The sequence below is a fragment of the Kutzneria buriramensis genome (assembly GCF_003387475.1).
In the GTDB taxonomy this organism is placed as follows: domain Bacteria; phylum Actinomycetota; class Actinomycetes; order Mycobacteriales; family Pseudonocardiaceae; genus Kutzneria; species Kutzneria buriramensis.
Genome location: NZ_QUNO01000003.1, coordinates 330,882 through 346,422, shown reverse-complemented (window position 1 = coordinate 346,422; position 15,541 = coordinate 330,882). Strand labels below are relative to the sequence as shown.

Here is a 15,541-nt window from a genome sequence, read left to right as displayed (position 1 = left end):
TCCGGGCTACTTGAATATGTCGTTCAGCTTCGCTTTCGGAATCGACGGATAGTCGATGATCTGACTCCTGTGGGTAATGTACGGGCGCTGGAGATGGCCGTTGACCGAGCTTTGACTGCCACCCGTGACATCAACGGGGAATTCCCCGTCGCCTGTGCTGATATGGAAGTCGGGGACCGACTGACCGGGCATGGACGTGCCCAAGTGGGTGATGTTCGGATCTGACAACACCGCCGGGTCGCTCGCGACCGCGTTCTCGATGTTGCTGCCGACGAACATCGATCGCAGCCAAGGCAGGGCCCGCCCGACGGCGAGCTGACCAGGAGTCAATGAGTTCCGAATGTCCTGTGCACTCCTCGAAGCCGCGCGGCCAACAGCGGACGTCAGTGTGTCATAGCTGGCCTTCGCTTCGGGGGCCAGGTCGTCCGCACCGCAGTTGTGGACGAGCACCGGCGCCGCGCCGGCAACCACGTAATAGGTGTGGAGACCGTCGATGGTGAGGTCGTAGGTGGTCTCGGTCTGGTGGTAGGCCCGGACCGAGGTGACCTCGGCGGCGCCGCCGTCGGCGGTTTGGAGTCGGTCGCCGGGGTGGAGGTCGACGGCGTCGACGAAGGCGGCCTGGGTGGTGTCGTAGAAGGGGTGGTGGAAGGTCGTGGTCAGAGTGGACGAGGTGTCGGCGGAGGCCGGGGCGGCGGACCCGAGCACGGCCGCGGTGGCGACAGCGAGGCCGGCGGCGGCCTTGCCGAGCTTGGTGGCCAGCTTCTTGATGGTCAGATTGACGAAGTCGTGGTCGGTCTGGGTGACGATGACCTTCTGCACGGTGTGCGTCTGGAGCGTTGTGTCACCCGGCACGGAGTCAGCGACCTTGTCCCCGACCTGCACCTGACTGATGGACTTGCTGGTGCCATCGCCCATAAGCACCTTGGTGCCCGGGACGAAGCTGTGGCAGGTGGTGTTGTCGCTCTTGCCGACGGCTTCGCCGGCCGCGCCGGCGATGCCACCGATCAAGCCGCCCCACAGGGCGCCGGAGCCGACGGCGGAGGCAGCACCGGACAACGAGCAGCCATCCTGGGAGGAACCGCAAGACATGCCGTAGCCGACGGCGGAGGTGATGGCGCCGGAAGCGGCGCCGGAGCCTAGGCCGACGAGGGCGGAGGCGGCGACCTTGGGCATGACGTCTTCGAGCGCGGTGGCCACCAGCTTGCCACCGAGGGGGCCGGCGAGACCGGCACCCAGGGCACCGCCGAGGGCGCCGAGGCCGACGGCTTCGACGGCGCCGCCGAGCGAGCAGGAGTGGCTCGCATGGCAGTCCATCGCGTAGGACACGGCGTTGCCGGCGGCGCCGGCCAACGCGGCGCAGCCGATGGCGCCGACGCCACCGGTGGCCACGGTGCAGGCCAGACCGACGCCGATGCCGACGGCGATGCCGGCGATGGTCGAGGCGTGAGCCTTGACGAAGTTGGTCGCGGTGGCGACGGCCTTCTTGGCTACGGATGCCACGGCCTTGGCGGCTGAGGTGACGGCGTTGCCGACGGCCTTGGCGGCTGTCTTCACTGCGGCCACGACATGGTGCACTGCTGTGGATACGGCGTGATAAGCGGTTTTCACCACGTGTACGGCGGCGTGGTAGACGACGCGGGCTACGCGGACGACGCGTTGGACGACACGGGCGGCGGCGCGGGCTACGGCGTGGTAAGCGTCGGCGACGGCGTGGACCACGACCTGCACGGCGTGCACGACGGGCTGGACGACGTGGACGGCGACGTAGTGGGTGACGGCCTGCACGACATGGGTGACGGCGTGGAAGGCGCTGGACACGAAGTCGGAGAACCAGCCGTGGCCGGACGGGTCGGTGCGGGTCAGCGGGTCGTCGTCGACGTAGGCGAACGGGTTCGCGGCGGCCGAGTTGGGCATGGGGTCGGGGGAGGCGGTGTCCCGGTTCATGAACTGGCCGGTCTGGGGTGAGTACCAGCGTGCGGCCATGTTCACCTTGCCGGTGGACGTGTCGGTCCAGCCGGACTGGAAGCCCAGACGCCCGGCCTGGTTGGACGTGGACGTCACGTTGCCCAGCGGGTCGTAGGTCGTCGAACCCGACAGCGACGTGCCGTTGGCGGTGAAGTCACCGACGACATCGGTGTGCTGATCGACGAACGCCAGGGTCGAGACGCCGCCCCCGCCGATGCCGACCAGGCCGCCGGACGGGTCGTAGCTGTAGGTGCTCACGCCGTCCGACGACGGAGTGTTGGTCATGCCGGAGTAGGAGAACGTGGTGCCGGTGTCGGTTAACGCCCGGCCGAGGGCGTCATAGGTGTAGGACTGGTTGTTCTGCGACGTCATCTGGCCGAAAGCGTCCGAAGTGGACCGTTGCGTGCCGGACGTGTTGGTCTGCGAGGACATGGTGCCCCGCGCGGTGTACGTGTACGAGTTGACGCCGTCGGAAGTCAGCTGGTCCCGGGCGTCATAGGTATAGACGTTCGACCCGACCTGCGTCCGGTTACCCGACGCGTCGTAGGCGTAGTTGACTGTGGACGAACCGTTGTTCCACGACGTCAGCCGGTTGGCCTGGTCATAGGTGTAGGTGTTGGCGGCCGCCCCGGCGAAACCGGTGGTCGTCTTGGAGGTCAGGTTCCCGTTGAGGTCGTAGCCGTAGCCGATCGACGCGACCGTCGCGCCGCCGGAGGTCTTCAGCGTGTCGCTGGCCAGGCGGTGCAACCCGTCGTAGCCGAAGGTGCGCTGATTGCCCGACCCGTACTTGACCTGGTTGACCTGGTCGAGCGAGTTGTAGCCGTAGGTCAGCTGGGTACCGGTGATGGAGTCCTGGATCGTGGACAGCCGATCGGCGGAGTCGTAGCCGTAGCTGCTGGTGCCCGACGCGTCGGTACGGGTGGTCATCAACCCGTCGGCGTTGTACCCGAACGACGACGAGCCGGCCGAGCCGCTAGCAGTCAGCAACTCGTCGCGGTCGTTGTAGGTGAACGTCTCATTCGACGCCGGCACGCTCGTGCCGATCGCGCTGGTGGCGGCGGAGGTCATCCGGCCCACCGAGTCATAACCGAAGGTGCGGGCGGCGGTCTGCCCATCCGCCCCGGACCCGTTCTGCGTCAGCAGGTTGCCGACCGCGTCGTAGGTGGCGGTGATCGTCACCCCACCCGGTTGGGTCTGCGACACCGGCTCGCCGTCGGCGTCATATGCGGTGGTGAACGTGGAATCGGCGGCGGTGCTGTAGGTCGCGGTAGTCGGTTCGATCACCGATTCCTTGAGGTTCCACGGGGTATACGTGTAGATCGTCGCGTTGCCACGGCCGTCGGTGAACCGGGTCCGGTTGCCGGCGGTGTCGTAGCCGAACGACGTGGTGATCGAGGAGGTCGCCGACGTCGGCTGCACTTCCTGGGTCACCGCACCGGTGGCGTCGTGCGTGAACCGGCTCGTGTGGCCCAACGCATCGGTGGTCGAGAGCTGGAAACCGTTGTCGTCGAAGGTCGCTGACGAGGTGGCCAGGACGGCCCCGCTCGGGTCCTTCTGCGCCACCGACACCGGGTTGCCCGAGGTGTCGTAGGTGGTGGCGGTGGACGAGCCGTCGGCCAGCGTTGTCGACGTCTTACGGCCCAGGAAGTCGTACGAGGACCGGGTGATGTTGCCGGCAGGGTCGGTGATCGACGTCTTCTCGCCCAGCGCGTCATACCCGTACTGGGTATTGGCCCCGCTCTGGGTGGTGGTCGACGCCAGGAACGCGTTGCCCGGCGAGCCGGCGTAGGAGTTCGTGGTGGTCGAAGTGATCGTGGACGGGTAGCGCTCCAGGGTGGTGGAGGTGATCTGGCGGCCCAGGTAGTCGTAGGTGGCCTGGGTCTGCGCGCCGGCCTGGTCGGTCACCGACAGCTTGTCGCCGTTGGTGTCGTACACGGTGTCGATGTTGTTGCCGGCCGGGTCAGTGGTGCGGACCTGGTCGCCGAGTTGGTCGTACACGTACTTGGTGACCCGGCTGAGCGGGTCCGACACCTGCACCAGGTTGCCGAGTTTGTCGTATGTCTTGACGGTGACCGCGGTGATCGGCGAGCCGCCGGGCGGGGTGTAGTTCGGCTGCGTGATCGACACCGGTCGGCCCGCCGCGTCGTACACCGTAGTGCTGACGTTGCCGTTCGGGTCGTCCCGCTCCGTCGCCTCGCCGAAGGTGTTATACCCGGTCATCGTCACCGGGTGCACCTGCGTGGCAGTGCCGCCGTTGTGTTCCACCGACACGACCGGTGAGGTGGTGACGGCCAGGTGGCCGGCCTCGTCGTAGGAGTAGTTGGTGGTGTTGCCGTCGGGGTCGGTGGCCGAGGTCGGCAGCCCCCGCTGGTCCAGCGTCCGCGTCATGGTGATCGCGTGCGAGGAGGCGGTGGTGCCGCCGGTCTGGCTGGCGGCCAGCGTGGAGATCTCCGCCGGCGTCAGAACCCGCTGGTACACCTGGACATTGCCGATCGAGCCCGGGAAGTAGTCGGCCGGGCCGGCGTTGTACTGGCCACGTCCGATGGTCAGCGGGCCGTTGGCCTTGTACGGGGTCGTGACGGTCGCGGTGCCGGCCAGGACCCCGTTGACGTACAACGACAACTGGCCGTTGGCGGCGGTGTAGGTGCCGACAAGGTGAGTCCAGGTGTTCAATGCCGGCGCGGCGGTGTCGTGTGCCCGGATGCCCGTGGCGTTGTTGACGTCGGCGTTGACCTTGGCGAAGGCCCAGGCGTTGTCGGTCGCGCTGTACTGGAGGAAGAAGCCCGAGCACTGGGTGGCGTCCTGGCCGACCACGGTGGCGAACTTGCCGGTGGAGCTCAGGTTCGCCCACGCAGACACGGTGAAGTTGCCGGTGGTGTCGAGCACCGGGCCATTGGTGGTGACGGTGGAGTTGGTGCCGTTGAACGTGCCGGCGCCGTTGGCCCAGCTGACGTTCGCGGCGGCCGCGGTGCCGCCGTTGCCGGACGAGTCCGGCACCGTCGCGCCGGTGGTCTGGTTGAGCTGCCACCAGCCGGCGGGACGGCCGGCGCCGTCGGTGAACAGGCTCTGCGAGGTCGGATTGCCCATCGGGTCATAGGTCGCGGTGGTGGTGCGCACCGCCCCGGTGGAGTCCGACATCGTGGTGACGGCCGGCTTGTCGTCCGGCGTGTAGGAGACGGTCGTCGTCCGGTTCAACCCACCCGGGTCCGTCACGGTCTGCGTGGTGCGGTCGGCGGCGTCCACAGTGGACGTCTCGACGGTGGCGAGGTTGTTGGTGACCTTCTTGATCTGGTTGCCGGCGGCGTCGTAGAAGTCCTGCTCCTCGATGAACGAGTTGGCGCCGGTCGGGTCGGTCCTGGTCTCCGTCGCCTTGAGACCGTTGTCGAAGTACGTGTACGACCTCTTGTTGCCCATGGAGTCCGTCTCGGACGCCACCCGGCCGGTCGGGTCGTAAGCGGTGGACTTCTCCACCAGCGGCGCCGCGGCATGCGGGTTGAGCGGGCTGCCGGTGTACTGGATCGACTGGGTCAGCTCGTGGCCGTCGGCGTCGTAGGTGAAGTCGGTCTCCGCCCCGTTCGGGTCCGTGTCCGATGCCTTGTGGCCATAGGCGTCGTAGGTGAACGTCGTGGTGTTCCCGCTGGGATCGGTGGAGGAAGCAAGCTCCCCCAACGTGTTGTACGTCGACGTCGACGTCCGCGAGGCGTCACCGCCGGTGCCGTCCGCCACGGTCTGCGAGGTGATGTTGCCGTCGGCGTCGTACACGCTGGTGGTGGTCGCGTTGTGCGTCGCGCCGGTGATCCGGTCGGTCACCACCGGATCGGCCTGTGACGTCACGTGATCCTGACCGTCGTAGCCGTAGGTGGTGACCAGGCCGTTCGGGTAGGAGTCCGAAACCTCGGTCTTGGTCGCCACCCGGCCCACGCCGTCGTAGGTGAACTTGGTGACCAGACCCTCCGCGTTCTGGGTCTGCTGAACGTCCCCACTGGTCGCGTACGTGATCGTGTTCTGGGTGCCGCCCGGCGAGGTCGTCACGGTCGGCAGACCGATAGCCGTGTACGCGATGGATGTGGTGCGCCCATTGGGGAAACCGGGAACCGGCGGCGTCGTGATGCTGGTCCGGTTGCCCTTCGCGTCATAGCCGTACGACGTGAGGTACGTGTTGTCAGTGGCGCTCGACGACCGTCCATCCCGGACGGTCAGCATCACGTCGTTGCGGGCATCCGGCGACAGCGTCTTGGTGGTGTCGTCAGGGAAGTAGGTGAAGTACGCAGTCGAGCAGATGCCGGCGGCCTGGTTCTGGCACGTCGTCTGCGACACCGTGTTGCCGCGCACGTCGTGGCCGGTCGTGTTGACCACGCCGTTCGGGTCGGTGACCGTGTTGAGGAAGCCGGCCGAGTCGTAGCCGTAACTGGTCTTGTTGCCCAGCCCGTCGGTCTCGGACACCTTGCGGTTGCCGTTGATCAGGTCGTACTGGTACGTCAGGGTCTTGCCGCCCGGGTCGGTGATCTTCACCGTGGAAACCGGCAGCAGGCCCTGGGAGTTCTTCGCCGCGTTGAAGTGCTGGGCGACCTGGGCCGAGGACAGCGCCGTCCGGTAGAACACCGCGTCCGCGATGGAACCCTTGAAGTACACCGGATTGTTGGCCGGCAGGCCGTTCCAGCCGAGACCGGGCGCGCCGGCGCCGAGGTAGGCGTAGTTGTAGCCGGTCATCGTGAGCGGCGAGGTCGTCTTGGTCTGCGCCGCGTCACCGTCGAGGTAGAGCGACTGGCTCGACGACGACGCCGAGATCACCGCGTGGTGCCAACCGCCGTCCGTCACCGTCTTCGACGACACCAGCTGCGGCGCGCCGCCGCTGGTGTAGAAGTTGCCGTACAGCTTGCCGTCGGTGCCGACCCACAGAATCGGTGTGCAGGCGGTGGCGTTGCACGGGCCGAGCTGGTTGGCGTTCGCGCCGACCAGGATTCCGCCGCCGGTGGTGGTGGAGAACCACAGCTCCGCCGACAGGTTCTGGGACGACGAGGACACGGTGTCGGCGGGCAGTTGTGCGTACGAGCTGGTGCCGTTGAAGGCGGCCGCGGTGGCGTCCTGGAACGGGCCGGTCGAGCCGAGGGTCGCGGCGTTGTAGGTGGCGGCCCCGTACTTCACCTCGCTGACCGCTTGTGCCGCACCGACATTGTCGCCGAGCCGGTAGTACGCGAGCGGGCCCGCGCCGAGCACCGCCGACCGGTAGACCTGGCTGGAGCCGGTCACCGTAGGGGCGCCGACCTTCCACACGCCGCCGTTCTCGTCGGTCAGCTGCTGCACCGCGCCGCTCACCGGGTCGTACGTGACCTGGGCGTGCACATTGCCCGACGGCCGGGTGACCGACGTCAGCAGCGTCGAGGCGTGCAGGCCCGCCTGGTACAGCTGCGGGTGGTAGACGCTGGACACCGGCTTGTCCCACAGGGCCACATCGGCGATGGAGCCGTTGAAGTAGCTGGCGTACCCGGTGTTGCTGGTGCTGGACTGGTGCGACTCGTCCGGCCAGGTGCCGCCGAGGAAGCCGGTGCCGATGTACCGGTAGAAGTTGGCCATCAGCGGGATGTTCGCGACCCGGTAGTCGACGAAGACGCCGTCCAGGTACAGGCCCTGGCTGTTGCCGGACTCCTGGAGCACCACGTGGTGCCACTGGTTGTCGTTGACCGCGGCCTTGGACACCATGGGTGTGCCGCCGCCGTACCAGAACTCGGCATTGAGCTTGCCGTCCGAGCCGACGTACAGCGCCGGCACGTAGTCACCGAGCGTGGTGTTGTTGGTGATGGCACTGCCGCTGTACGAGTACAGGACTCCGTTGGTGGCCGAGGTCTTGAACCACATGGAGATCGCGGAGCCGTTCCAGCCGCTGGACAGGGAGGTCGGCAGCTGGACGTAGGAGGAGGTGCCGTTGAACCCGGCCGACGTCGCCGTGGATCCCACCAGCGCTCCGGGCTGGCCGAGGGCGACGTTGTTGTAGGTGCCGTTGTCGTTGCCCTCGTTGGCGTGGATCGCGCTCACCGCGGTCGCCGCGCCCGGCTGCTCACCCAGCGGCCACAGCGAATGCGGCCCGATGTCCAGCGCCGTGGCCATGTACTGAGACGTGCTCTGGTAGCCGTAGGTCGTGCATGCGGTGCCGGCGCCCGGCGCGCACACGCTGGCCAGGTTGTCGCCGGTGTAGTTGTACGTCCAGGTCAGCGCCGTCGAGGACTGGCCGGCGGTGACCGGGTCGGTGACGACCGTCGCCACGTGCGCGGTGCTGGCGCCGGACGGCGTGGACCACGTGAAGTGCAGTGCCCGGCCCGATGTCGCCGAGGTGGCTGTGGTGATGTGCCCGCCTGCCCAGGTGAAGTTCTGCGCGCGGCCGTTGGCGTCGGTGATCGAGCTGATCCCGAAACCGCCCGTGCTCAGCGCCTGGCCGAACGTGTAGACCGTGTCGTTCTTGTCGGTCAGCGTGTAGCCGGTCTTGTTCGGCAACGCCCGCAACACCGCGAACCGGCCCTGCGGGGAGCTGAACGAACCGTCGGTGTTCAGGCCGAACCCGACCTCGGAACCGTCCGGATAGCTGATGACGGTGCTCACCAGGACCGGGTTGTTGTTGAAGTCGGTGGTGGTCAGCTCGGTCGCCTTGGCGTCGAACACGCTGGACCACCCCGCGCCGAAAGCCCCGCCGGTGCGGGGATCGCGGGAGTTGTAGTCACGGGTGACCGCCAGCGCCGGACCCGCGCTCTGCACCTCCGCGTCGGTGGCGCTGGTGGTGTAGTTGCCGATGCCCGGGTCGAAGCCGTGGTCGCCGTTGTTCTGCGACAGCGACGAGGTGACCACCGGCTGCGGCACCTGGATCGAGAGCGCCGTCCACGCCGACCAGTCCGACCACGCCTGCCCGTCCGACGTCGCGACCGTCCAGTAGTAGGTCTGCCCGAACTGCAGTTTGCCCGCCGGCACCTGCCAGCTCGCGCCGCCATGGACCGTGCCGGAGTCGATGACGGTCGTGTTGTTGGCGTCCACGACCTGGAAGTCGAAGTCCATCAGCGTGGAAATGGTGTGATCCGGGTCGTGCGCGGTGGCCTCCAGCCACGGCGTGGTCGTCGCGGCGAAGCCGTTGTTGGGCGGGTACACGGTGTCGATCTGCGGCGGCACGTTGCCGGCGGTGGTGACCGTCAGGTACGGCGCCTCCGGCCCCATGTTCGAGGACGCGAACTCCTTGCGCTGATTGGGGTCCGTGTAGCTCGCGGGCACGATCGCCACGCCGTAGTCGGGCTGACTGCCGTTGGACCAGGCGTTGAGCGCGTCGGTGGTCAGCGGGATGGTCACCCAGTCGCCGCGCGAGCGGTCGCCCTGCGGATTGGTGCAGGCGTTCGGCACGTTCGGCGCGACCGCGCCCATCACGTTCGCGCCGCCCGGCCCCGGGTACGTCACGGTGGTCGGAGTCCAGGGCTGCACCAGGTTGACGATGTTGACGGTGGTCGGCGTGCAGTTGGCGGCGTAGGTGTCGAACAGCGACAGGCTGGCCGACGTGACCTGGACGTGCTGGTTGTCGATGTCCTTGGGCATGGCCAGGAACGCCAGCGCGGAGTCGGCGCCGCCGTTGGTGGAGCCGACCTTGAGGGTCTGCTCCATCGAGTGGTCGCCCGGGCTGTCCTTCTGGACGTAGGTCGAGGTCGGGTTCAGGGTGAAGGTCGGGTCGACCGTCACCGGGAACACGCGCTTGCCGTCGGCGAGCCAGTTCTTGTCCAGGCTGACCTTCAGCGCCGGCACACCGTCCACGGTGGCCAGTTCGTAGCTGACGGCGTCGGTGGTGGCGTGCTTGGAGTCGAAGGCGTAGCCGTGCGGGACCCGCTCCCGCACGGCGCCGGCGGAGTCGACCAGATCGACCGAGCCGTCGGCGGCGAGCTTGGGGGTGAGGCCGGTGAGCTTGAGCGGGAACGTCCAGGTCGTCGGCGCGTGAGCATCCCGCAGGACGATGGATTCCTTGACGCCCGTGGCATTCGGCGCCAGTTGGAGGTCCGTGCTGGGCAGGATCGAGCCGTAGGTGACGTTCGAGCCGGACACCTTCGGGGTCACCGGGGCCGCGCCCTGCACCGAGTAGGCCACCGAGTGCGAGCCGTCCACGGCGAGGGAGGTGAGCGTCGGATCGGTTGCGGTGGGGGCGAAGTCGACCTTGGCGGAGTTGGCCTTCTCGTGCCAGCGGCCGTCCGCGCCGTGCTCGACGGTGGTGTCGATCGGCTGCCATGCCCCGGCGGCGTCCTGGTAGTTGACCGGCGTCTGGCTGTACTTCCGGGTGACGGTGCCGTCGGTGTTCTGGAAGTAGTTCATCGTCGCCGACGACTTCGCCGCGATGCGGACGCTGGTCGCGGCGTCGAATCCGGACGCGACGCGCTGGCTGGACCCGGGGCCGGTACGCGGCCGCGGCGGCCGGGGTTGGTACGGCGGGAGCTCACCGGCGCCCTTGCCGCGCGGATTGCCCGCCCCACCCGAGGCGTGTGTGGAAGCCGCGGACGCCGTGTGGCTGAGGCCGGCGGCGCTGCCGCCGGCCTGCTGCGGCAGCTTTCCCCAGTTCGGCGTGGTCAGCCACGCGCCGAGATCGGGGAACGCCGGCAGGTGCAGCGCCGGCAGGGCCAACTGCTCGGCCGAGGCGTTCTGGGTCGAGAAACCCAGTGCCATCAGCGTCAACGTCGTGACTGCCGCCAGTCTGCGGACACGCGTGGATACACGCAACGTAAAGCCCCCCTTACACACGCCAAACGAGCGTGAGATCTAGTTAAAGACAGCGCACCCCTCGCTGAAAACAACCAGTTGTGTCGGCGAAATCACGTAACGTTCACCGTGACCGGATCTATGGAACGAATGGGATGAAATGGCCTTCCCGCCGTTCTTGACACCGTCACGGACCGCGCTCACTGTGATCGGCATGAGTGACAGTGACGTGGCTCTCATTCGCACCCAGCGGCGGCGTGCCGCGATCGCGAGCACGATCGGGACGTCGATCGAGTGGTACGACTTCTTCCTCTACAACACGGCGGCGGCGCTGATCTTCCCGAAGCTGTTCTTCCCCAGCAGCAACCCGTTCGCCGGTCAGTTGGCGGCGTTCGGCGTGCAGTTCGTGGGATTCGCGGCGCGGCCGATCGGCGCGGCGCTGTTCGGCCACTTCGGGGATCGGATCGGCCGCCGGGGAACGCTGATCGGCACGCTGCTGACGATGGGTGTCGCCACCGCGCTGATCGGCTGCCTGCCGACCAACGCCTCGATCGGCGTGACGGCGGCCGTGCTGCTGACCATCCTGCGCATCGCGCAGGGCATCGGCGTGGGCGGCGAGTGGGGCGGCTCGGTGCTGCTCGCCATGGAGTGGGGTGACCAGCGCAAACGCGGCCTGATGGCCAGCATGCCGCAGCTGGGCGTGCCCATCGGGCTGTTGCTGTCCACGGGTGTGGTGCGGCTGGTGTCGGACTGGTCCGGCGCCGGGTTCCTGGTGTGGGCGTGGCGGATCCCGTTCCTGCTCAGCGTCGCGCTGATCGGCATCGGCCTGTACGTCCGGCTGCGGGTGCTGGAGTCGCCGCAGTTCGAGGCGGTGGTACACCGGGATGCCGTTGTGCGCCAACCGGTCTGGCGCGCGATCGTGGAGCACCCGCGGGAGATCCTCAGCTCGGCGTTCGTGCGGATGGCCGAGCAGGCCCCGTTCTATCTGTTCACCGTGTTCGTGCTGACCTACGGCACCAAGCAGCTCAAGCTGAACCAGGACGACCTGCTCGGCTACACGATGATCGCCGCGGCTGCCGGCGTGGTCTGCGTGCCGCTGTTCGGCTGGCTGTCCGACCGCATCGGCCGCAAGCTCATGTACGGCATCGGGATCGTCTGCGTCGGCCTCTACGCGTTCCCGTACTTCGGCCTGCTGGACACGAAAGCCGCCGGCCTGGTGGCGCTCGGCATCGTGATCTCCCTTGTGCTGCACGCCATGCAGTACGGGCCGCAGGCCGCGCTGATCGCGGAGTCGTTCGGCACCAACGTCCGCTACTCCGGCGCCGGCATCGGCTACCAGCTGGCCTCGGTGATCGCCGGCGGCCCCGCGCCGCTGATCGCCACCGCCATCCTGGCCGCCACGGCGTCCAGCACCTGGATCAGCGTGTACATCATGGGCTGCGCGGTGTTGGCCCTGTTGGCGCTCGTGGCATTGCCGCAGCGGGTGCCGGCGGAGGAGCCGCAGACGGTGTGATGCGCGAGGCCGCCGCCGGTGCCTGGACCGCCGCCGCATGTCGATCGAGTCTTTCCATCGATCGACATGCGGCAAGGGAAGGCACCGGCCTCGTGGGCGGCCTCGCCCCGCGCGGAACGCGCGGAAACTACGCTGTACCCAGGACCCCGTCGAAGCGGCGGGGGATGCCGAGCGGGTTGCCGGCCTGGAGCTCCGGCGGGAGGAGCTCCTCGGGCCAGCTCTGGTACGTCACCGGCACGAGCCACCGCCGGATCGCCGTCGACCCGACGGAGGTGTGCAGCGCGTTGGTGGTCGCCGGCCACGGGCCGCCGTGCTGCATGCCCCACGCCACGGCGACACCGGTCGGCCAGGCGTTGAAGATCAGCCGCCCGGCGACCGCCTGCAGTGCGGCCCCGATGCGACCGACCAGAGCGTGCTCGTCGGCGCCGGCGTGCACGGTGGCGGTCAGCGAGCCCGGCAGCTGGGGCAGAACCTCCAGCAGCTCCTCGGGATCGGTGTACGTGACGACCACGCCCGCCGGCCCGAAGTGCTCCTCGGTCAGCGTCCCGAGGTTGGCGGCGAAGGTCTTCAGCTCGGTGGTGAACAGCTTCGGCGCGACGCTGTAGCCCTGCTCCGGATCCGTGCCGGTGGCCGCCAGCTCGACGAGGTCGCTGCCGGCCAGTGAGTCCACGCCGGACCGGTAGCCCTGCTGCATCCGCTCGTTGAGCATCGGGCCGCCGGACGAGGCGGACACCGCTGCCGTCAACGCGTCCACCATCGACGCCGGCGCGAACGTCAGCCCCGGGTTGGTGCAGAACTGGCCCACGCCAAGGGTGAGCGACCCGGCGAAGCCGGCGGCGGTCTCCTCGGTGGCCGCGCCCGGCAGGATCACGGTGGGGTTGACGCTACCCAACTCGCCGTAGAACGGGATCGGGTCCGGCCGGCCGTTGGCCAGGTCGTACAGGGCCCGCCCGCCGCCGGTGGACCCGGTGAACCCGACCGCCTTGACCGACGGGTGCTGCACGAGCCGAGGACCGGCCTCCAGCCCGTGCACGATGCCGAAAACGCCGTCCGGCAAGGAGGCCGCCACGATCCGGGCGGTCTCCGCCGACGTCGTCGGGTGCGACGGGTGCGCCTTGACGATCACCGGCGAGCCGGCGGCCAGCGCGGACGCGGTGTCGCCGCCGGCGACCGAGAACGCGAACGGGAAGTTGCTGGCCGCGAACACGCCGACGACGCCGATCGGCCGCAGGATGCGGCGCAGCTCGGGCCGCGGCGGCACGGTGGTGGCGTCCGCGGTGTCGAGGGTGGCTTCGAGGTAGCTGCCCTCGCGCAGCACGGAGGCGAACAGCCGCAACTGGTTCGTGGTGCGCTTCAGCTCGCCGGACAGCCGCCCCTCGCCGAGCGCCGTCTCACTGTCCGCAATGGACACGAGCTCCGACGACGAGGCGTCCAGCGCGTCCGCGACCCGCTCCAGCGCCTCCGCCCGCACGGCGGAAGTCGTTGCGGACCAACCGGATGCTGCGGCCTTGGCGACGATGGCGTCCAGCTCGGCGTCCGAAGTGGACGGTATGGCCGAGCCGACGGGTTCCCCGGTGCGAGGGTTGTAGCCCTGCACAGCGGTCATTGAACAGCCTCCTTGACGGCGGTGTCCCAGGCGGAAGTGACCCAGACACCGCCAACGTAGTTCAGCTCGGGGCCGTCCGCGGCGGGCATGCCCTGCTCCGCGATGATCTCCTCGGCGAACTGCTCCGAGTTGTCCTCCGACTGATATCCCAACGCCTTGGCCTCGTCCAGGGATACCCAGCGGCGGGTGTTGTCGGACACACCCCAGATCACCCGGAAGCCGGGCGAAGGCGTGGCCAGGCAAGCCTCGAGGATGCGGGCGCAGTCGCCCGGCGACAGCCAGGTGGACAGCATGCGGACGTCGCGCGGCTTCTCGAAGCAGGAGCCGATCCGGACGGCGATCACGTCCAGGCCGTAGCGGTCGGAGTACAGCGCCCCCAACGCCTCCACGGCGACCTTGCTGACGCCGTAGTACGTGTCGGGGCGCGGGAACGCGTAGTCGGGCGTGTCCTCGGCGCCGCGCCGGTGGAAGCCGGCCGCGTGGTTGGAACTGGCCAGGATCACCCGCTTCACGCCGTTGCGGCGCGCGGCTTCCAGCACCGTGTGGGTGCCGTCGATGTTGACCGCCAGGATGTCCTTCCACGGCTGTTCGAGGCTGTGCCCGCCCAGGTGGATGACGGCGTCGACGCCGGCGCAGGCGGCGTCCATCGCCGCCTGGTCGGTCACCGAGCCGGTGAGCAGCTCGACGCGCTCACCCTCGCCGGCGGCCGGCAGCTCGCCGATGTCCAGCAGCCGAAGGACCCGGTCGGCGGCGGCGAGTCTCGGCCGCATCAGCGTGCCCACGCCGCCGGCGGCGCCAGTGATCAGGATGCGTTCGGTCACGGGCTGTGGCCTCCATCTTGCAAACGTTTACAATTGCTTCAGAACGGTACTCAGCGACCGAACTGACGCAAGACCTCGGTGATGGTCCGGGCGGCGGCGAGCAGCGCCCCGACGACCTGGCGCTCGTGGTCGGCGTCCAGCCGGCCGAGCGGCACCGAACAGCTCATCGCGTCGATGACCGGGTTGCGGTAGGGGAGCGCGACTGCGAAACAGCCCAGGCCGGGGGTGTTCTCCTCGCGCTCGTGCGCGTAGCCCTCGGCGTGGAAGGCGGCCAGCTGCGCGTGCAGCTCGCCGCGGTCGGTGATGGTGTTCGGGGTCAGCGCGTCCAGCTTCTCCGGCAGCAGCGCGTCCACCTCGGCCCGGCTGCGCTCGGCCAGCAGGGCCTTGCCCAGCGACGTGGCGTGCGCGGGCAGCCGGCGGCCGACGCGGGAGACGACCCGCAGGTGGTGCTCCGACTCGCGGCTGGCCAGGTAGACGACGTCCGCGCCGTCCAGTCGGGCCAGGTGCACGGTCTCGTTGATCTGCTGGCGCACCTGCTCCATCACTCGGATGGCCGTGCGGACGACCGGGTCGTGGTCCAGGTACGAGGTGCCGACCAGCAGCGCCCGCACGCCGATGCCGTAGCTGCCGCGCTGCGGGTCCACCTCCACCCAGCCGCGGCTGACCAGCGTCTGGAGCAGCATGTACAGGCTGGACTTGGGGTAGCTGAGCTCCTTGTGCAGCTCGGTGAGCGTGAGCTGGCGCTCCGAGCGGGACATGACCTCGAGCAGCTCGACGGTTCTGTCCGCGGATTTCACCGCCGCCGGCCTGGTCGGGGCCGTGCTGTCGACTGCCTCTGACATCTGATCGGCCTCCAGGACCTTGACACACGGTGGTTCTGATTCTTACAGTCCGTGCCAACGTTCACAAGTACGACCGGCATTCAGA

Annotated in this window: 5 protein-coding genes; 1 reads left to right on the top strand and 4 read right to left on the bottom strand. The window is 68.6% G+C overall.

The window, feature by feature from the left end; translation table 11 throughout:
* Positions 1 to 6: 6 nt before the first annotated feature.
* Positions 7 to 10,641, bottom strand: coding sequence for a LamG-like jellyroll fold domain-containing protein (locus tag BCF44_RS10055; RefSeq protein WP_116173911.1), 10,635 nt, complete (start codon positions 10,639 to 10,641; stop codon positions 7 to 9).
* Positions 10,642 to 10,888: 247 nt separating this feature from the next.
* On the opposite strand from BCF44_RS10055, the gene BCF44_RS10050 reads away from it, so the two are divergent.
* Positions 10,889 to 12,187 carry an MFS transporter gene (locus BCF44_RS10050; RefSeq protein ID WP_116174275.1) on the top strand — a complete coding sequence of 433 codons (1,299 nt, stop codon included), beginning with the start codon at positions 10,889 to 10,891 and terminating at the stop codon, positions 12,185 to 12,187.
* Positions 12,188 to 12,314: 127 nt separating this feature from the next.
* Here BCF44_RS10050 and BCF44_RS10045 read toward each other — a convergent pair whose 3' ends face one another.
* The 3 genes from BCF44_RS10045 to BCF44_RS10035 are packed head-to-tail and all read right to left on the bottom strand — an operon-like array spanning position 12,315 to position 15,456.
* A complete protein-coding gene (locus BCF44_RS10045; RefSeq protein ID WP_116173910.1) occupies positions 12,315 to 13,793 on the bottom strand; it encodes an aldehyde dehydrogenase (NADP(+)) in 1,479 nt (492 codons plus the stop codon).
* On the bottom strand, positions 13,790 to 14,614 hold the full coding sequence (locus tag BCF44_RS10040) for an NAD-dependent epimerase/dehydratase family protein (RefSeq protein ID WP_116173909.1): 825 nt from the start codon (positions 14,612 to 14,614) through the stop codon (positions 13,790 to 13,792). The genes BCF44_RS10045 and BCF44_RS10040 overlap by 4 nt, the downstream gene beginning before the upstream one ends.
* Before the next feature lie 50 nt (positions 14,615 to 14,664).
* Entirely contained in the window at positions 14,665 to 15,456 is a 792-nt protein-coding gene (locus tag BCF44_RS10035) for an IclR family transcriptional regulator (RefSeq protein WP_116173908.1), read from the bottom strand.
* Between the last annotated feature and the right edge of the window lie 85 nt (positions 15,457 to 15,541).

What these genes read in the sequence shown, in the direction of transcription:
- BCF44_RS10035 (WP_116173908.1), bottom strand. Translation starts at nt 15,456, where the DNA reads ATGTCAGAGGCAGTCGACAGCACGGCCCCGACCAGGCCGGCGGCGGTG.
- BCF44_RS10055 (WP_116173911.1), bottom strand. Translation starts at nt 10,641, where the DNA reads ATGGCACTGGGTTTCTCGACCCAGAACGCCTCGGCCGAGCAGTTGGCC.
- BCF44_RS10045 (WP_116173910.1), bottom strand. Translation starts at nt 13,793, where the DNA reads ATGACCGCTGTGCAGGGCTACAACCCTCGCACCGGGGAACCCGTCGGC.
- BCF44_RS10050 (WP_116174275.1), top strand. Translation starts at nt 10,889, where the DNA reads ATGAGTGACAGTGACGTGGCTCTCATTCGCACCCAGCGGCGGCGTGCC.